This window comes from Glaciibacter superstes DSM 21135, from assembly GCF_000421145.1.
Classification (GTDB): Bacteria; Actinomycetota; Actinomycetes; order Actinomycetales; family Microbacteriaceae; genus Cryobacterium; species Cryobacterium superstes.
The window spans coordinates 225,648-244,265 of sequence record NZ_ATWH01000001.1 but is presented as its reverse complement, the minus strand read 5'-3'; the positions used below and the strand labels follow the sequence as shown (position 1 = coordinate 244,265).

General features: G+C 64.9%; 15 protein-coding genes. 9 read left to right on the top strand and 6 right to left on the bottom strand.

Annotated elements, in window-relative coordinates; translation table 11 throughout:
* The first annotated feature begins 15 nt into the window (after nucleotides 1–15).
* Nucleotides 16–1,443 (top strand): histidine kinase, encoded by a 1,428-nt coding sequence (locus K323_RS28660; protein ID WP_022883466.1) that lies wholly within the window; start codon nucleotides 16–18, stop codon nucleotides 1,441–1,443.
* A complete protein-coding gene (locus tag K323_RS0101195) occupies nucleotides 1,440–2,105 on the top strand; it encodes a response regulator (RefSeq protein WP_022883465.1) in 666 nt (221 codons plus the stop codon). The genes K323_RS28660 and K323_RS0101195 overlap by 4 nt, the downstream gene beginning before the upstream one ends.
* Here K323_RS0101195 and K323_RS0101190 read toward each other — a convergent pair.
* Nucleotides 2,081–2,668, bottom strand: a complete 588-nt coding sequence (locus K323_RS0101190) for a TetR/AcrR family transcriptional regulator (protein WP_022883464.1) — start codon at nucleotides 2,666–2,668, stop codon at nucleotides 2,081–2,083. The genes K323_RS0101195 and K323_RS0101190 overlap by 25 nt on opposite strands.
* A gap of 71 nt (nucleotides 2,669–2,739) precedes the next feature.
* Here K323_RS0101190 and K323_RS0101185 point away from each other — a divergent pair, with 71 nt between their 5' ends.
* Genes K323_RS0101185 through ypfJ form a run of 3 tightly spaced genes read left to right on the top strand, consistent with a single transcriptional unit; the run spans nucleotide 2,740 to nucleotide 7,007 of the window.
* Nucleotides 2,740–5,130 carry an MMPL family transporter gene (locus tag K323_RS0101185; protein WP_022883463.1) on the top strand — a complete coding sequence of 797 codons (2,391 nt, stop codon included), beginning with the start codon at nucleotides 2,740–2,742 and terminating at the stop codon, nucleotides 5,128–5,130.
* A 25-nt stretch (nucleotides 5,131–5,155) separates the two neighbouring features.
* A complete protein-coding gene (gene pip / locus K323_RS0101180) occupies nucleotides 5,156–6,112 on the top strand; it encodes a prolyl aminopeptidase (RefSeq protein ID WP_022883462.1) in 957 nt (318 codons plus the stop codon).
* Nucleotides 6,113–6,122: 10 nt separating this feature from the next.
* Nucleotides 6,123–7,007 (top strand): KPN_02809 family neutral zinc metallopeptidase, encoded by an 885-nt coding sequence (gene ypfJ, locus K323_RS0101175; RefSeq protein ID WP_022883461.1) that lies wholly within the window; start codon nucleotides 6,123–6,125, stop codon nucleotides 7,005–7,007.
* Between the two features lie 53 nt (nucleotides 7,008–7,060).
* Here ypfJ and K323_RS0101170 read toward each other — a convergent pair whose 3' ends face one another.
* A complete protein-coding gene (locus tag K323_RS0101170) occupies nucleotides 7,061–8,209 on the bottom strand; it encodes a Coenzyme F420 hydrogenase/dehydrogenase, beta subunit C-terminal domain (RefSeq protein ID WP_211219807.1) in 1,149 nt (382 codons plus the stop codon).
* A gap of 382 nt (nucleotides 8,210–8,591) precedes the next feature.
* Between K323_RS0101170 and K323_RS0101165 the strand changes: the two genes are divergently transcribed.
* Nucleotides 8,592–9,596 carry a glycosyltransferase gene (locus tag K323_RS0101165; protein ID WP_022883459.1) on the top strand — a complete coding sequence of 335 codons (1,005 nt, stop codon included), beginning with the start codon at nucleotides 8,592–8,594 and terminating at the stop codon, nucleotides 9,594–9,596.
* A 44-nt stretch (nucleotides 9,597–9,640) separates the two neighbouring features.
* Here K323_RS0101165 and K323_RS0101160 read toward each other — a convergent pair whose 3' ends face one another.
* The 4 genes from K323_RS0101160 to K323_RS23550 form a co-directional block, all read right to left on the bottom strand.
* Nucleotides 9,641–10,120, bottom strand: a complete 480-nt coding sequence (locus K323_RS0101160) for an FAD synthase family protein (protein WP_022883458.1) — start codon at nucleotides 10,118–10,120, stop codon at nucleotides 9,641–9,643.
* An 87-nt stretch (nucleotides 10,121–10,207) separates the two neighbouring features.
* Nucleotides 10,208–11,095, bottom strand: coding sequence for a hypothetical protein (locus K323_RS23560; protein ID WP_022883457.1), 888 nt, complete (start codon nucleotides 11,093–11,095; stop codon nucleotides 10,208–10,210).
* Nucleotides 11,096–11,138: 43 nt separating this feature from the next.
* A complete protein-coding gene (locus K323_RS23555) occupies nucleotides 11,139–12,626 on the bottom strand; it encodes a lipopolysaccharide biosynthesis protein (protein ID WP_022883456.1) in 1,488 nt (495 codons plus the stop codon).
* Nucleotides 12,623–13,699: a polysaccharide pyruvyl transferase family protein gene (locus tag K323_RS23550; protein WP_022883455.1), complete on the bottom strand. Its 1,077-nt coding sequence runs from the start codon at nucleotides 13,697–13,699 to the stop codon at nucleotides 12,623–12,625. Before K323_RS23550 ends, K323_RS23555 begins: the two co-directional genes overlap by 4 nt.
* 244 nt (nucleotides 13,700–13,943) lie before the next feature.
* On the opposite strand from K323_RS23550, the gene K323_RS29695 reads away from it, so the two are divergent.
* The 3 genes from K323_RS29695 to K323_RS0101120 all read left to right on the top strand — a co-directional run bounded on the left by K323_RS29695 (nucleotide 13,944) and on the right by K323_RS0101120 (nucleotide 18,526).
* Nucleotides 13,944–15,218 carry a hypothetical protein gene (locus tag K323_RS29695; RefSeq protein WP_022883454.1) on the top strand — a complete coding sequence of 425 codons (1,275 nt, stop codon included), beginning with the start codon at nucleotides 13,944–13,946 and terminating at the stop codon, nucleotides 15,216–15,218.
* Nucleotides 15,219–15,372: 154 nt separating this feature from the next.
* Entirely contained in the window at nucleotides 15,373–16,035 is a 663-nt protein-coding gene (locus tag K323_RS0101125; RefSeq protein ID WP_157509310.1) for a hypothetical protein, read from the top strand.
* A gap of 121 nt (nucleotides 16,036–16,156) precedes the next feature.
* A complete protein-coding gene (locus K323_RS0101120) occupies nucleotides 16,157–18,526 on the top strand; it encodes a LamG domain-containing protein (protein ID WP_022883452.1) in 2,370 nt (789 codons plus the stop codon).
* The last annotated feature ends 92 nt before the right edge of the window (nucleotides 18,527–18,618 follow it).

Here is an 18,618-nt window from a genome sequence, read left to right as displayed (position 1 = left end):
AGTAGAGTCCACACCATGACGAAGCCCAGAATCTCCCCCGAGCGACAGGCGTCGCCCGGGGGAGACCTGCGCCTGCCCACGCCTCCAGGGGTGATCCGGCGGTTCTGGGCGCGGCATCCGTGGCTGGCAGACTCAATCGTCGCCGGCCTGTATTTCGTGCCGATGATGGTCGGCCTCCTCTCGGCGCTGTCGGTGGGAGAGGTCAGCGGTCCGCTAGAGGTGCTGCTGGATGCTGTGCTGATCTGTGTTGCCGGTGCGGCACTGCTGTTCCGCCGACGCAGACCGGTGCTCGTCTTGGCGATCACCTGGCTTGGTCTTGTGTTCGGCTTTCAGGCGGAGTCACAGAACGGGTTCATTCCCGTCATGATTGCCCTGTATTCGGTCGCCGTATACGTCGGCGTCCGCAGCGCCTGGATCGGCCTCGCGGCATCCGTTTCGTTCGGCATCATCGGTTCCGTCGTCAATCAGCCGGGGCCAGGCGATCCGTGGCCGGCCGTGTCGATCCAGTATGCGATCGCGCTGCTGATTGCCACGCTGATCGGCATCAACATCGGCAACCGCAAGCGCTACGTCGCTGCCATCATCGACCGCGCGTCCCAGCTCGCCAGGGAACGTGACCAACAGGCGCAGCTCGCCCGCATCACCGAGCGCTCCCGTATCGCCCGCGAGATGCACGACATCATCGCGCACAGCCTCTCGGTGATTGTGGCGCTCGCCGACGGTGCAGACGCCATCGCCGTCAAAGACCAGGAGCGGTCTCGCGCGGCGATGCGCGAAGTGGCCCAGACCGGCCGCAGTTCCCTGGCCGAGATGCGCAGGCTGCTGGGTGTGTTGAGCGACGAACCGGTGCCGAACACGTCGAATGCAGCCACTGACGAGGCCACTGACGAGGCCACTGACGAGGCCACTGACGAGGCCGCCGACGAGGCCACTGACGAGGCCGCTGACGAGGCCACTGACGAGGCCGCCGACGAAGGCCGCCCCGCGGCATCCGTTGCCGAACCCGTATTGCTCGCCCCGCAACCGGGCACGGCAGAGCTCGCCGACCTCGTCGAGTCGTTCCGGTCCGCGGGATTGCCGACCAGGATCGAGTCGACTGGCCGCATGCCGGAGAGCCCCGGCATCCAGCTGACGATCTACCGCATCGTGCAGGAGTCGCTGACTAATGCGCTGCGCTATGCCGACCAGCCGACGCAGGTCACCGTGCGGGTGAATGCGCGAAAGGGTGACGTCTCCGTGACCGTCGCAGACGACGGTCGCCGCCGCGTTGGCGTGCCATCGCACGGTTCCGGTCGTGGCCTCATCGGCATGAGGGAACGCGTCGCGCTCTATGGCGGCACACTGGAGGCCGGTGCCGCACCGGGCAGGGGATGGCTGGTGAGGGCGACGCTCCAGATCGAAGACGACCCCGATCCGCACGATGAAGGAGAACTCGACGAATGAGCGCAATCCGGATCATGCTGGTCGACGACCAGGTGCTGCTGCGAATGGGCTTTCGCATGGTGCTCGACGCCGAAGACGACCTCGATGTGGTCGCCGAGGCCGGCAACGGCGCAGAGGCGATCGCGCTTGCCGCCAGGGAGCAACCCGATGTGATCCTGATGGACGTGCGCATGCCGGGCATCGACGGCATTGAAGCCACCAGGCGCATCACCGCGGAGCGGCCGGAGAGCAGGATCATCATCCTCACCACGTTCGACCTCGATGAGTACGCGTTCGGCGGGTTGCGAGCGGGTGCGAGCGGGTTCCTGCTCAAGGATGCGAAACCGGCCGAACTCATGGCCGCCATCCGCGCGGTCGGCTCCGGCGAGGCATCCGTCTCACCACGGGTGACCAAACGGATGCTGGAGCTGTTCGGTTCGAAGCTCCCCTCTCCGGTTTCGACAGAACACGAGACCGATCGGCTCGCGGTGCTGACCGAGCGTGAACGCGAGGTGTTCCTGGCAATTGCCGAGGGGCTTTCGAACACCGAACTGGCCGGGCGGTTCTTCCTCTCAGAGTCGACGGTGAAGACCCACGTCGGGCGCATCCTGGCGAAGCTCGAGCTGCGCGACAGGGTGCAGGCGGTGATCCTCGCCTATCAGCTCGGTCTCGTCGGCGGCTGACCCAGCACCGCGCTGACGAGCCGTTCTGCGATTCCCGGCTCGGCCGGGGCGCGGCTGAGCGCGCGGAGGATGACCGCACCGACCAGCGCCTCGCCCATTTCGTCCAACGGTGCATCACTGCGGAGCTGGGAGATCTCGACAGCGGACTGCAGACGTGCGGTGACGGAAGATTTCGCGCCGAGGCTCTCGTGCAGTCTCCGTCCAACGTCGGCGTTCTCTGCCGCCGCCGCGATGAGTGAGCGGATCAGGCCCTCTCCGCCCGGTTGCTCCAGGACAGCGAAGACCTCGCCGAGCCAGGCGACGAAGTCCGCGTGCACGTCGCCGGTGTTCGGAGGAGTGAGCCGATCGGGGAGCAGGAGGCCTTCCAAGAGGCAGTCGGCGACAAGGGCACCCTTCGACGGCCACCAGCGGTAGATGGTCTGTTTCGAGACCCCGGCTTCTGCTGCCACCCCTTCCATCGTCAGGTTGTCATATCCGCGCACTCCGAACAGGCGTGCGGTCGCCTCGAGAACGGCGACCCTGGCCGCTTCACTGCGAACCGGACCCTCTCGATGCGCGGACATGGTTCACATCCTATGTTCACTTTCGTAGACGAGACGTTGCGTATGATCAAACTGCTGATCGAGAGGATGTCATGGCCGAGTTGCTGTACCGTTTGGGCACGTTTGCCGCACGACGAGTGTGGACGGTGATCTGTGCGTGGATGGTTGTGCTGGCTATCGCGGTCGGCGGCTTCCTGGTGGGATTCACCGGACTGACCTCGAGCTTCGACGTTCCAGGCACCGCCTCGGGAGAAGTGACAGACGAGCTTCAGGAGAAACTCCCCGACTTCAGTGGCGCCTCGGGGACCGTGGTCTTCACGACGACGGATGGATCGGCATTCAACGCTGGCCAGACTGCGTCGATCAGAGCGCTCGTGGCCGACGGGGAAGACCTGTCGGATGTGGCCAGCGTCGTCGACCCATTCGACACAGAGGAGGACCGCAGGGCCCAGGCGGCCCAGCTTGAAGGAGGTCGAGCGCAGATTACTGACGGCCGGTTGCAGCTCGATGCCGGACAGGCGCAGCTCGATGCCGGTCGTGCGTATCTCGATGAACAGACGCTGAGCGAACAGCAGGCCGTTCTCGATGCGTCGCGTGAGACGCTCGAGGCGCAGAGCGACAAGCTCGAACTCGGAACGACGCTGATGGATCTCGCCGACGGCATCCGTTTGATCTCAGAGGACGGATCGACCGCCTTGGTGAACGTGGCGTTCACTGAGCCGAGGCTCGAACTGTCTGAAGACTCGAAACAGGCCGTGATCGCCCACTTCGAATCGGATCCGGTCGACGGGGTGGAGGTGGCGTTCTCCACCGATATCGCCCAGGGCGTTCCGCAGATATTCGGTGTCGGCGAGGTGATCGGCGTTGTCTTTGCCGCGATCGTGCTGCTGGTGATGCTCGGCGCGCTGATGACGGCCATGCTGCCGATTCTCACCGCCATCGTCGGAGTCGCCATTGGTGTCGTCGGAACGCTCGCCTTCTCCGGAGCGGTGCAGATGGCATCCGTCACCCCCGTGCTCGGCGTCATGCTCGGTCTCGCGGTAGGCATCGATTACTCGCTGTTCATCATTAATCGTCACCGCAAGCAGCTCCTCCAAGGAGCCACCGTGCGCGAGTCGATCGGCCTCGCCAACGGAACGGCGGGCAACGCTGTCGTCTTCGCCGGCGCAACGGTTGTGGTGGCGCTGCTCGCTCTCAACGTGACCGGCATCCCATTCCTCGGCCTGATGGGCACGGTCGGCGCCGTCTGCGTTGCGATCGCTGTGCTTATCGCGATCACCCTGACTCCAGCGCTGCTCAGCCTGCTGGGGGAGCGGGTGCTGACTCGGCGTGCGCGAGCCAGGATCGGGCGGGAGCGGGAGCGGGCCACGAAGCGCCGCGCCGCTCGCCCGATTCCCACTTTGCGCGCGATTGTCACGGTCATCGCTAGCGTTGCCGTGCTCATGATCGTCGCCGCGCCGGCACTGTCGATGCGGGTCGGCCTCCCGGATGGATCGTCTGAACCAGAAGGGTCTGCCTCGTACCGCGCCTTCACCATCACCGATGAACAATTCGGTGGGGGCGCCAACGGAACGCTTCTCGTCACCGCACAGTTGCCTGCCGGGCTTGATGACGACGAGGTGCTCGAGAAGCAGGTACTCGTCGCCCAGACGATTGCCGACCAGGATGATGTCGTGGCGGCCCTGCCGATCGCCGTTTCAGATGACAATCTGCTGGCCGCATTCCAGGTTGTTCCAGAAGATGGCCCGAACAGTCTGTCGACCGAACAACTGGTGCGCGACCTTCGCGACCTTCCGGCGCTGGATGGAGGCATCACCCTCGGAGTTGCCGGTCAGGCCGCCATCAACATCGATATCTCTGAGGGTCTTGCGGACATCCTGCCGATCTACCTTGTTGTGGTCGTCGGCCTCTCGCTGCTCATCATGATCCTGGTCTTCCGTTCGATTCTCGTGCCGCTGATCGCGACAGGCGGCTTCATTCTTTCGTTGTTTGCCACCTTTGGCGCCATTGTCGCGGTGTTCCAGTGGGGCTGGTTTGGAAGCGTGCTCGGTATCCACAGCACGGGGCCCATCCTGAGCTTCCTTCCGGTCATCCTGACCGGCATCCTGTTCGGTCTCGCCATGGACTACCAGCTGTTCCTGGCATCGGGGATGCGGGAGGCGTACGTGCACGGAGCGCCGGCACGTCTCGCGGTCGTGCAGGGAGTGCGCGCCGGCCGATCGGTCGTGATCGCCGCCGGACTGATCATGGTCGCCGTCTTCGGCGGGTTCGTCTTCTCCGAATCGACCATGATCAGGTCAATCGGGTTCGGGCTGGCGTTCGGCGTGCTCGTCGATGCGTTCATCGTGAGGCTGCTGCTGATGCCGGCGCTCATGCACCTTCTAGGAACGTCGGCGTGGTGGCTGCCGGGCTGGCTCGACCGCGTGCTGCCCAATGTCGACGTTGAAGGTGCCGCGCTAGAGCGCAGGCATCACCTCTCCTGAGGCCGCGGGGGAATATGCTGGCCGAATGCGAGACTTCTTCCCAGAAATAGAGCCGTACGAGAGCGGGATGCTCGACGTCGGCGACGGTCAGAGCCTCTACTGGGAGGCCTCGGGCAACCCAGACGGCAAGCCTGCGGTCTACCTGCACGGTGGCCCAGGCGGTGCGTCGAGTGCCAACCAACGCCGGGTCTTCGACCCCGAGAAATACCGAATCATTCTGTTCGACCAGCGCGGATGCGGGCAGAGCACGCCGCACGCGAGCGAAGCGGATGTCGACCTCAGCGTCAACACCACCTGGCACCTGGTCGACGACCTGGAGAAGCTGCGCACGCACCTCGGCATCAAGAAGTGGCTCGTGTGTGGTGGGTCATGGGGCAGCACCCTCGCCCTCGCCTACGCAGAAGCCCATACCAAGCGCGTCACGGAACTGGTGGTGCGCGGAATCTTCACGCTGCGGCCGATCGAGCTCGACTGGTTCTACGAGGGCGGTGCTGCAGCGATCTACCCCGACCTGTGGGAAGAGTTCATTGCACCGGTGCCGGTTGAGGAACGCTCCAGGCTCATTCAGGCGTACGGTCGACTGCTGCACGACGCAGACCAGTCGGTGCGCGAACGTGCGGGGGTGGCCTGGTCGACGTGGGAGTCGTCAACCATCACCCTGTTGCAGCAGCCGGACACCATCGCAAAGTTCACCGAACCGGCTTTCGCGGTGGCCTTCGCGCGCATCGAGAACCACTACTTTCAGAACAATGGCTGGTTCGAGCCGAACCAGTTGATCGAGCGCGCCGGCACGCTGAAGGATGTCCCCGGCGTGATCGTGCAGGGGCGTTACGACATGTGCACGCCGGCCTTCACCGCCTGGGACCTGCACAAGGCCTGGCCCGAAGCCGAGTTCATCCTGGTTCCCGATGCCGGCCACGCGTTCGACGAGCCGGGAATCCTTAACGCGTTAGTCGAGGCGACAGACCGCTTCGCGGGGTAGTTTCTCTACTATGACGTTCAACGACAACGCGAACATCAGCGGCGGGAAGGTCTCCAGGCGCGGCCGGAACACCGGAATCGCCATCGGCGGTGGGGGCCTCGGCGTCATCGTGCTGTTCGTCCTGTCGCAGTTCCTCGGCGTCGACCTGACCGGGCTGGCCGCCGGAACAGCGCCGCAGCAGGACTCCGGCACCACCTCCGCGATCGAGAACTGCGACACCGGCGCGCAGGCGAACGCGAACGTCGACTGCCGGATGAAGGGTGCGGCCGCATCCCTGGATGTCTTCTGGTCGTCTGCCCTGCCGCCGCTCGGCGCCGAATACCACTCACCGACTGACCTCGCGCTCTTCACTGACAGCGCAGGAACCGGCTGCGGAACCGCGTCGAGCGCGACCGGCCCGTTCTACTGCCCGCCAGACGAGACGATCTACATCGACACCGCTTTCTTCGACGAGCTCAGCAGTCGGTTCGGATCCAACGGTGGACCGCTGGCTGAGATGTATGTGGTCGCGCACGAGTGGGGCCACCACATCCAGAACATCACCGGCATCCTGGAGCGTTCGCAAGACGGGCAGACCGGCGCGGGATCGAACGCGGTCAGGGTCGAGCTGCAGGCCGATTGCTTCGCCGGGGCGTGGGTCGCCGCCGCGTCGCAGACCAAGGACGAGAGCGGGGTGCCGTTCCTGAAAGCGATCACGCAGCAACAGATGCAGGATGCCTTGAGCGCGGCATCCGCTGTCGGTGACGACCGCATCCAGGAAGCGACGCAGGGGCAGGTGAACCCAGAGGGCTGGACCCACGGCTCGAGCGAACAGCGGCAAGGCTGGTTCATGACCGGGCACGACCAGGGTGCGGCCGCCTGCAATACCTTCGCTCCTGACGACTCGCAACTCTGACGCACGCAACTCTGACGCACGCAGCGCTGACGGTACCGAGCCACGCAGTGCAGTCAGGACCTGGAGCGTGCAGCCCGCGCGCGAGCGAAGGTTCCCCTGGCAGTTCGCACGAGCGCGAGCGGATGTGCCAGCCCGAGTCGGGCGAGCCGGAACCCGCTGAACCTCGGCACCCGGGAACCGGTCAGCATCGTTCCGGCCAATCGGCCGAGCAGGGTTTCCCGGCGCTTCCTGTGCGTGGGTTGCACAGCGGCGAGGTCGGCGATGTCGATGGGCCGCACGATCAACACACCGGCAGCGATCGCATTCTCGACCGCCTCCCATCCGCGCCGAGTCCGAGCGATCAGGGCGCTGACCCCCTCGCCCTCTGCGAACACGGGAGAGCCGCCCTCGTCCGTTTTCCACAGGTCTGCCGCCGAGATGTCCGCGCTCTCGCCGACGCCGTCCGGGCACAACTTGCACCGCCACTGGATGGTCGGACCAAGGTGTTCCCCCCACGAGTCGGCGTACGGCGAACTGACGGATGTTCCGTCTTCTCGAACAGCGGTGAAGCGACCCGGCCACCCCCTTCCGCGGTACCACAGGTCGCGCAGGGGCAGAGCGGGGTCTACGCCGAGGGATTCGAGGAGCTGGGTCGTCGCGCTCTGGCGTGGTGTGCCCGCGCAGTAGAACGACAGCAGAAGCGGCGGCTCCTCCCCTCGTGCTTCCGCGAGCGCGCGCAGGGCAGAGATCTCACACGGCTTCCCAACGACTGAAGAATTCGGGTCGATGGCTGCCGGGTTGGCGGCAACGGATACCGGTGCGTACCGTGATCCCGCCGATCGGAGCGCCTCATCCCTGGACATGATCGTCACGCTCACCGTTCTTCGCGGATTGGCAGGCTCCGCTCCGGCCGCGACAACGCGCGTGGAGGAGCCGGACGCAACCAGCCACTCAGACAACGCGGTGAGTGCCCCGCCGCTGCTGCCGAGTCGACGCACCTCGGGGTCTTTCGCCCACGCTGCCCAGATTCCGGTCACCGGGCCCATGGTGGGATGCCACGTGGAACCGTCAGGGCGCTGGGCGGCGACGCGTTTTCCAGGGCAAGCGTTCCTGAATCGATCGAGTGCATCGGCGTCTCGCTTCCCCGACGCTGTCCTGGTCGGTCTGCTGTACCCGTCGCCGGTGATCTGCATCGTCAGGCCGCTGTCGAGGATGGCACACATTCCACAGCCAGAGCAGTTGCCAGAACGTACAACGGAGCCGACTTCAGCATCCATTTGCTGTGACGTGATGTTCCGTGAATTGGTGTCGCTTGACGTGGTGCTGCGCGGTGCAGGCCCTGGAGGCTTCGGCAGGCTGGACACGACGGCATCCTCTCTCTGGCGGCGACAGAAATCGCGGCAGTGGGTGTGAGAACGTGCACCGATGCTAGCGGCGCTGCCCGTGGTTATGAAGAGACAGGGAACGGATCACCCCTATTCGGGGGAGCAAATCCGAGGTGCCCGCCTACCCGCCTGCTCTTCCCTGTGCACTCTTCCAGGCCTAGCATGGGGCCATCGTCGGCCAACCCGGGGCCGGTCGACCAACCGCGTTGGGTGGTGTTCGATGACCGTCTCCCGGCCGCTCACGATTTCGGTGGCGATGCGCGTCTACAACAGTTCCCGGTTTGTCGGCGAACAGCTGGCATCGATCCTCACCCAGTCGTCACCGCCGGAACAGATCGTCATCGGCGACGACGGATCAGACGACAACACACTTGCGCTGATCACCGCCATGATCGAGACAGAACAGCAGGCTCGGCCGTCCTGGAAGACCGAGGTGACGATCCTTTCGTCTGGGCACGTCGGCATCACGGCCAATATCGAGCGGACCATCGCAGCGTGCACGGGGGACATCGTCATCATCTGCGACCACGACGACCGGTGCGCGCCCACGCGGTTCGAATGGATTCGTGCCGCCTTCGAGCAGCAACCCGAACTCCTGTTCATCCACAGTGACGCGACTCTCATCGATGAGGGTGGTGATCCGCGCGGTGTGCTCCTCACCGAGCGGCAGCTGGTCACCGGGTGGGAGCGCGAGCGCTATCGTGGCGGCGCGGCATTTCCGGTCTTGATTCGCCGCAATATCGTCACCGGTGCAACCGCGGCCTTTCGGCGGGAACTCGTGTCGCACGCCGTCCCGTTTCCACGCAGCTGGGTGTACGACGAGTGGCTCGGCATCGTCGCTGCCGGCATGGGAAGGCTGTCGTTTCTCGAAGAGCCGCTGCTTCAGTATCGGCAGCACAGTTCGAACAAGCAGGGAGTACGGCGCCGCAGCGCGCGGGAGAAAGCGGGGATGCTGCTCGCCGTGGGAAATGGTCGAAACGAGCGCTTGCAGGCCAGGGCTGCTGTGTTGGTCGAACGACTCAGCGGCCTCGGTGCGCTCGTGCCGCCTCAGAATCTCACCCTAGCGAACGCGAAACTCCGCCACGAGAGTGCCCGCGCGCGACTTCCCCGGAACCGCTTCCTGCGGGCGCTTCCGGTGTTGCGGGCGGCGGGCTCTGGGGCGTACGCGCGTTTTGCCCGTGGCCGGAAAGACATCGTGCTCGACCTGATTCAGCCGCGCGACTGAATCAAAGGCGGATGCCACGACCGGGGAGCGTGGCCGCGGCGGTTTCACGGGCGAACGCCTGCGGAAAGGGCAGCGCCCTGCAACGATTCGAGGTTTTCGAGGGCGCGGCGAAGTGCCGTGCTCGAGGTGTGCACCGTGTACGGGAAATACACGACCTCCACACCGACTTTTGCAAACCGTCGTTCCAGTCGAACACCGCGCTCTGTGCCCCGCCAGTCATCTCCCTTGAAGAAAACGTCGAACCGCACGTCCCGCCAGGTTTCCAGCTTGTCGGGTACCACCTCGGCGCGGGCCTCGTCCACGAACGCGATGTTCCTCACGATCTCCAGTCGCTCGGCCAGAGGAACGATCGGCAACGAGCCCTTCGCCTGCAGGAGCATGTCGTCTGAGACGATCCCGGCGATGAGGTAGTCGCACTCGCGCCGCGCCTGGCGCAGCAGGTTCAGATGGCCGACATGAAACAAATCGAAGGCACCGGCGGCATAGCCGATCCGCAGCGATGAGCGGGGCGAAGCAGTTGGCATCGTTCGGGTTCCTCTCTGCCGGCGGCGAATTGCCATCGGATCGGATGTGAGAGATCCTCAGATAGTAGCCGCTCCGATTGCGCCTGGCTAGGGCTGGGGTTCATCCAGGGGAAATACCGTCAGCTGCGCCCGACCGACGAGATCGGCGATCTCGGGACGATCCGGCGTCTCGGCAATCATCGTGAACTTGCCGTCGTCGCGTTGGTAGAGACCGGCACGTGGACCCATTCCCGGGATGCGGGAGTTGTCCACGATCAGCAGGTAGGCGCCTTCTGTAAGGCTTCCGAGGAGCGTCTGGAGCGCCGAGACGATCACCTCGTCGCTGAAGTAGAGTCGCCGCAACAGGTTCGCGACTTTCACGACGGTCGGCGCCGGGCCGTCCCACGGTGTGAAGATGTCGTGCACCCGGTAATTGATCCGCTGGTCGCGGCGCATCAGTTCCCTGGCTGCCGGGCCCAGCAACAGGGCGCGCTTCTGCGGCATCCCCGGTCGGCGGGCGCGGCGCTCTGAGCGGCCGAACACCAGGCGCACCAGTGCTGAGTCGGCCGGCCAGGCGAGAATACGGTGGCCGACCGTCAGGATCCAGTTGCCGTCGTTATCAAAGAACACACTGTGCCTGCCCACCTCGACCACGTCGATCTCGAAGAAGAGGTCGGCCATGATGTAGCGCGCGAAGTCGTCGAGTTTTCGGATCAGGTCAACGGAGGTCGAGCCATCAGACGCCCCGATGTCGACGATGGTCGCGCCGGAGAGTTCGACGTTCTCGATGAGGAGGTCGTCGGCGACGGGATGGCGGTCCCTGCCGGTGATCTTGATGGTGTCTCCGACGTGGATGGCCGACATGGCGGCCCGGAAGTCTTCTTCGGAGACGTCGTCGCGCAGGATGACCAGGGGGTCAGACCAGACGAACCTCGAAAACCACCGTTCCAGGGGCCGCGGCCAACTCCCCTTCAGGAGCCTGATCGGGAGCAACATCTGCTCAATATAGCCTTCAGCGCCAAAGCCGTCACCTGGGCGGTCACCTGCGCCGGGTTCGCAGGTGAGGGAGCAGCCGCGCGATCCCGACCACTGCCGTGATGTCGCGTCGGATCGGCGGGACCAGATATCCCAGGCCATAGGTCAGGAGTCCGGCCCCGAAAGCAACGAGCACCTGCACCAGGGCATGCTCGGTGTCCACTGCGAGGGTCGCTGCCCAACCCGCCCCGGCCGCGACCCCGACGACCAGCAGGATTCGGAACGCACCGGCATAGAGTCGACGGGTCGGAATATCGGTGCGGCGGGAGAGCCAGGTCAACGAGATCGGCCAGGCCAGCGCAGGCGCCAGGGCATACCCGGCGGCCACCCCGACGATCCCGAATGAGGCACCGATCACGATGCAGGTGATCTTGATTGCCGACGTGACGAGGGTGTATCGAAAGAGATCGGCCGTCAGGCCGCGCGAGAGGTAGATCCAGTAGCCGACATAGGCGATCGTCTGGAAGATCCCGGCAATCGCGAGGAGTCGGAGGATGGGCGCAACGGCCGTCCACTGGTCTCCGAGCAGGATCGCGGTCAGCGGCTCCGCCGCCGCAATCACCAGGCCGAGCCCGGCAACCAACGTGTAGCCGAGCGCCTGCTGGCCGCGCACCACGAACTCGCCGAACCGGGAACGGTCGTCACTCAGGCGCGACAGAACCGGAAGGGCGATCCGGGTGGTCGGTGAACGCACTTGGCCGAGCGGCTGCATCAGGAGCTGGAAGCCGCGATTGTAGATGCCGAGCTGGGCGGCCCCGAATCGTGTGCCGATGATGACAGAGTCGATGTTGTTGCTGACGTAGCCGATGAGCTGGGTTCCGACCAGGTGCCCCCCGTAGCGAAGCAGACCCGACATCGGCGCGGAGCGATCCGGCAGATGCGGAAGCCAGCGGGCACTGGCCACCAGAATGACGAGCCCGACCACGCATTGCACCAGTTGTTGAACCGCCAGGGCCCAATACTCCCAGCCGGCCACTGCTGCGGCGACCGCGCAGCCCAGTCCGATCACGGCGGCGGCGATGTCGCTGACAGCGAGGACCGTGAACTTCATGGTTCGATTTCGGTCGGCCCGGTACTGCGTTGTCAGGCCGTTGATCACAAAGGTGATCGACAGCAGCTGGGTGAGGGGCACGAGCTCGGATTCGCCATACAGCAGGGCAATCAGCGGTGCGCTGAGGAAGACGATCAGCGAGAGGACGAGTCCGATTCCGGCGTTCAGCCAGAACAGGTTGTCGCGCTGGCCACGCGAGAGGGTGGGAGCCTGGATCGCGGCGGATGACAGGCCGAAGTCGCGGAAGATCTCGCCGATGCCGACAACCGTCAGAACCATCGCCAGCAACCCGTAGTCGTGTGGGGAGAGGAGGCGCGCCAACACCACCACCGACACCACCTGAACGCCGATCCGGGCACTCTGTCCGGCCAGGGTGACGGCAGCGCCTCGCGCCGCCCGGGTTCCCAGCCCATCGGACGCTCGCTGCGGCGGCTCGCTCATACCAGCGCCCGGAGGCCCAATCTGGCACGCTGCAGCGAAACAGCGGCACGCTCTGTCACATCACTCACGCCGGATGCGAGACCGGGAGCGTCCAGGTAGGCGAGGACTTCACCAACAGGGTCCTCTGCCGTGCGCATGTCGACGGTGGCGGCCCAGCCGAGGTCCTCGAGGAGCGGGGCGAACTTGCGCGAGTAGGCCAGGGGAATCGCGGGGACGCCGACCGAGAGGGCATTCAGGCACGCGTGCATCCGGGACCCGATCACAACGGATGCCGAGGCGACGACAGCTCGAGAGCGCTCGAGCGACGTCGGCTCAATCACCTCCACTGAGCTCCCGGCACTCTCGGCCAGGGAGCGAACCGCGTACAGATCGTTGTCCGACGAGGGGGAATCCAGTACGTGAGCCAGGAGGGAGACCTCGCGTCCGGATTCGAGGAGTGTGCGCAGCAGCCGGCGGATCGTGTGCCGGTACCGTTCGGAATCGACGTGCGAATTCTCCTGCCAGAGCAGACCAGAGGCATTGAGGACGACATCGCGCGTGTGGGCGACAGAAGGAACCGGAATCGCGAAGACGACATCCGTTGTCAGGGTGTCAACTGGTCGTCCCAGTTTCACGGCATAGCGAGCGCTCTCAGAATCGCGTGCCATGACCAACGCGGCTCGACGGAGTGAGAAGCCGGCGAGCCGTCGACCTCGCCGGCTGTCGAACGGGCCGATCGTCTGCGGTCCGAGCACGACGGGGGTTCCGGCCTCGGTTGCGCATTCCGCGACGGCACACATCATTGACAGTCGGCGCAGGCCGTAGATGTCGGTGAAGCTGTCACCTGAGCGGGTGTCGATAACAACGTCGAAGTTGCCGAGCCAGCGCTGCATTCCGTGGCGACCCGTCACGCGCTCCCGCGCAAGTGACCGGAAACGTCCGACCGGCAATTGGCGAATCGGCCGACCGAAGTTGTGGAACACAATTTCACAGCCAGGCCATACCTGTGCCACGAGCGCGGCAGTCCCGGCCGCGAGACTGCGCACCCCCAGGTTGGGAGAGTGGGAATCCGCCCACAAAACGAGCGCCTTCATGCACGAGAGACTATCCGCTGCCACCCTCCTCGAATAATCTTCATTTTTGCGTTATCGGAATGTGACATTTGCTTCTCGACCGGTTAGGGTCCCTTGATACCCCCGAACTAGTCACGTCCCCACGTGCTGACAGATCGCGCCCCTACGCGTGTCAAGCAACGATCAATACCAGGAAAGTTCTATGCCTTTGACTTCATCATCTCGCCGGCGCAGGTCGGTTTTCGCAACAATTACCGCAGCACTCATGCTCACGGGCGTTCTCGGCCTCGCCGGGCAGAGCGCGCAGGCCGCCACATCGACCCGGGTCTCTTCGGTCGTTGTCAAACCCAACGCTTCCGGCGTACTGCCTGTCACAGGAGTCACGCCGGGATCCGAGTCCGCACGGGTGCGCATCACCGCCTCCGGCGCGTGGCGCCAGACGGTCGTGACGGGGTCCATCGCGGGCGCCGAAGCCGTGAAATGGACCGTTCCCGCCCAGAAGACCGTCTCAAAGACGGTAACCCTCCCCGTGACGGAGTCCGCTCCGTCGATCACGATCTTCAATAGCCGAGCCAGCGTGAAGCTGCGTGCTGAGGTTGTGGGACAGGCGAGCACACCTGCTCCCGCACCTGCACCCGCACCTGCACCCGCACCCGCACCCGCACCCGCACCTGCACCTGCACCTGCACCTGCACCTGCACCCGCACCCGCCCCGGAGCAGGCACCTGCTCCTGCTCCTGCTCCTGCTCCTGCTCCCGCGCCTGCCCCTGCCGGTGGCAAGCCCGGCCCTGACAACACCGGTGTACCGGCTGGTACCGCCCTGACGGTGCACGAGGGCAACATCACGGTCACAGAGGCCGGCACCACCATCGACTCGCTCGACGTTCACGGCAGCATCATCGTCAAGGCCGCCGACGTCACGATCAAGAACTCGATCGTCCGCGGCCGGGCAGGCGCTGGGGGCGCACTGGTCAACAACCTCTCCCACTCGCCGAACCTCGTGATCAACGACTCGGAGATTCTTGCCGGCTGGGACAACCGGGTGAGCGGGATCATGGGCTCAGACTTCACCGCGACACGGGTGAACATCCACGACGTCACCGACCAGATTCACCTCACAGCCGGCAACGTCGCGGTCAGCGAATCCTGGCTCCACGGCAACCTGCACCTCGAGCAGGACCCGCTCCGAGACGGCACGCCGACGCACGACGACTCGATCCAGATCCAGGCGGGAACGAACATCTCGTTCACGGGGAACACCATCACTGATGCGCACAACGCCGTGATGATGATCACCCAGGACACCGGCAAGGTCGGCAACGTGTCGTTCTCCGGCAACACCGCGGATGGCGGTGCCTGCAGCATCAACGTCGCAGAGAAGGGCCGGGGCCCGATCGTCGGCCTCACGGTCACGGACAACGTCTTCGGACGCAACACCGGGATCGCGAACTGCGCCATCATCGCGCCGACCACCACACAGATCACCACGGATGCGAACACCTACACCGACGGCGCTGCCGTCGCGGTGCGGAAGGGCTGAGTCCCGACTTCCCCACAGAAGGAGCCGCGTCCATCCGAGAAGGATGGCGCGGCTTCTTCGTGTCTGCGGCCCGAGAATTCCATGCCAACATGCGCTACGCGGGGGTATGATCCGCTCGTGTAGTGTGATCGACTATCTCGCAGAGAGGAATGCCATGTCCTCCCCAGTTGAAACGCCAACCGGCCACGGCCCGCGGCGGATGGCTCTCGTCTGGATCACGATCGGCGCCGTCGCTGTGATCATCGCGGTCATCGTGGTGACGATCGGGGTGGCCATGGCCAATAACGGGTTGTCTCCTGCGTCTGTGTCCACCACGACGCCCGGAGCGGGCGAACCTGGCGGAGGCGCTACCGCGAGCCCCGGTTCCACCCCAGCGCCGCCGCAGGACTCGCCCGCCCCCGGAGATGAACCGTTCGTCACGGCAAGTCCGCTCCCGTTCGCGGAGGCCGCCGAACCCGCTCCAGGGGTGACCGTCTCCGTTGGCACATTCGAAGCGGTGCAGGGTGAAGCGCAGCTGGCCGGAGACGTGGCAGGCCCAGCCATCCGTTTCACTGTCTCAATCGTCAATGGCACCGGGAAAGCGATCTCGCTGGCCACTGCCCTGGTCAACGTGTACTACGGCGCGGACCAGTCGCCGGCATCTGAGCTGCAGAAGCCAGGTGGTAGCCCATTGCCCGCCGAGGTCGCGGCCGGAGCGACGGTGACCGGCACCATGGTCTTCACCGTTCCAGAAGAGGAGCGGGATCACGTGCTGATCACGATGGACTACCAGGTCGGTGACCCGGTCCTCGCGTTCGAAGGTGCCATCCCCAACTGAACTGCCTTGTTCGAGGAAACAGTTAACTGGGGAAGTAGCGGGGAAGCGCTTAAAGTGAGACTTACTCACTAAACTGGGAGCGAGCCGCACTGTGACTCACCACCCGAACCGAGGCCCACCGATGCCTTCTCCTGCTCGTTCACGCGTCGTCTCCATCGCCACCGTCGTGGCCATCACGGTCGGCTTGGTGCTCATTGCCCAGCCGGTGGCCGCGGATACCGTTCCACCGTCGCCCGCCACTCCGGCCACGGTCTCCACCGATGTTCTGCCGACGGTGCAGATCGACGGAGTGGTCTGGGACCAGGAGATTGCCGGCAACACCGTCTACGCCGGCGGCGACTTCCAGAACGCCAGGCCCGCCGGTGCCGCACCGGGCGTGAACTCAGTCGCCCGTCGCCACCTGCTCTCGTACAACCTTCAAACGGGAGCCATGAACGGCACCTGGAACCCGAACCCGAACGCCCGCATCCGGAATATGGCGATGTCGCCAGACGGCACCCGTTTGTACGTGGCGGGAAGCTTCACCTCGATCGGCGGGGCCGCTCGCTACCGCATTGCCTCGTTCAATACCGCAACGGGCGCGTTGACGTCGTTCGCCCCCGTGCTGAACGGCAAGGTGAACGCGGTCGCGGCGACCAACAGCACCGTGTACCTCGTCGGGCAATTCACCGTCGCAAATGGCTCGCCTGTGTCGGGCGCCGCCGCCTACGACGCCGTGACCGGTGCCCGCAAGACCGGTTGGGCTCCGAAGATCGCCAGCGGGCAGGCCATCGCCGTCACGGTGAAGTCCGACGGCAGCAAGGTGGTGATCGGCGGCTACTTCCAGACCGTGAACGGATCGTCCAACCCGGGATATGGACTCGCTTCGCTGAACGGAGCGACCGGGGCGATGCTGCCGTTCAACGTGAACAGCAAAGTGCGCAATGCCGGCAACAACGCGGCGATCTCCAGCCTGGCCTCTGATGCGAATGGCGTATACGGCACCGGCCAGCACTATGGCACCGGCACGCTGGAGGGAGCTTTCTATGCGTCGTGGGACAACGGCACCATCATCTGGGTCGAGGACTGCCACGGCGACACCTATTCCGTGTTCCCGACGGCGGATGTCGTCTATACGACGAGTCATGCCCACTACTGCGGCAACATTGCGGGCTTCCCGCAAACTGATCCCTGGGGTTTTCATCGTGGACTGGCATTTACCAAGACCGTCCAGGGCGCCATCACGAAGGACACCAAGGGATACACCAACTGGGCAGGTACACCGCGTCCTGCGCTGCTGGACTGGTATCCAGATATCAACACCGGAACATTCACCGGTGTCAGCCAGGGTGGCTGGTCGGTCGCCGGCAACAGCCAGTACATCCTCTACGGCGGTGAATTCACCCGCGTCAACAACGTGCCGCAACAGGGCATCGTGCGGTTCGCGGCCAAAGGGATTGCACCCAACAAGGATGGGCCGCGGCAGAGTGGCGCGAGCTATGTTCCAACGGTCACGTCGCCGGCGGACCGAACCGCCAGAGTGAGTTGGAAGGCCAACTGGGACCGCGACAATGCGAAGCTGACCTACGACGTCATCCGCAACGGCAACACGGCGTCTCCCGTCTATTCGACAACGGCCACGTCGAACTTCTGGACCCTGCCATCGATGACCTTTACCGACACGACCGTGACGGGCGGAGCGAGCTATACCTACCGGATCAGGGTGACCGACCCGCTGGGGAACGTCGTCAACGGCAACAATGTGAGCGTGGTCGTCAAGGGGACGGGTTCGAATCAGCCTGCGCCTCCTGCGCCCGCCCCTCCCGCCCCTCCGGTTCCCGCAGGCGACTATGCCGAGGCGATTGCCAGTGATGAGCCGGTGAGCTACTGGCGACTTGGTGAATCCGGCGGTCCGATCGTGGCCGACAGTGCTGGGACAGCGACCGCTGAAGCCGGCGCTGGAGTCACGTTCGGCGCGGCTGGAGCCATCGGATCCGATTCGAATACGGCCGCCACCTTCGACGGCAGCAGCGGCCTGGTGTCGACGCAGGCGCCGGTGCAGGGACCGAACGCGTTCGCCCTCGAGGCCTGGTTCAGGACCACCAGCACAATGGGTGGGAAGGTCGTCGGGTTCGGCAACTCTCGCACGGGGGAGTCCACCATGGCGGACAGGCACCTGTACCTCGACGCATCCGGACGGGTATTTTTCGGTGTGTATCCCGGGTCCAGGCGCACGGTGCAGAGTGCGGCGGGGCTGAACGACGGACAATGGCACCACATCGTCGGCACTCTCGGTCCGACCGGCATGGAGCTGTATGTCGACGGCGCATTGGTCGGGCAGCGCGCGGATACGACCTCGGCTCAGAACTATGCGGGCTACTGGCGGATCGGGGGTGACAGAACCTGGACGGGTCAGCCATACCTCAACGGCTCAATCGATGAAGTGGCCGTCTATGGTGCCCCGCTGACCGCCGAGCGCGTCGCCGCGCACTACGTCGCATCCGGTCATTGAGAACACCCTCGTTTGGGGGGAATGAATGTTGAGCAATTGTCACTAAACTCTGCATCAGGCTGACGATCACCCGAAAATCGTTCCATACCCGA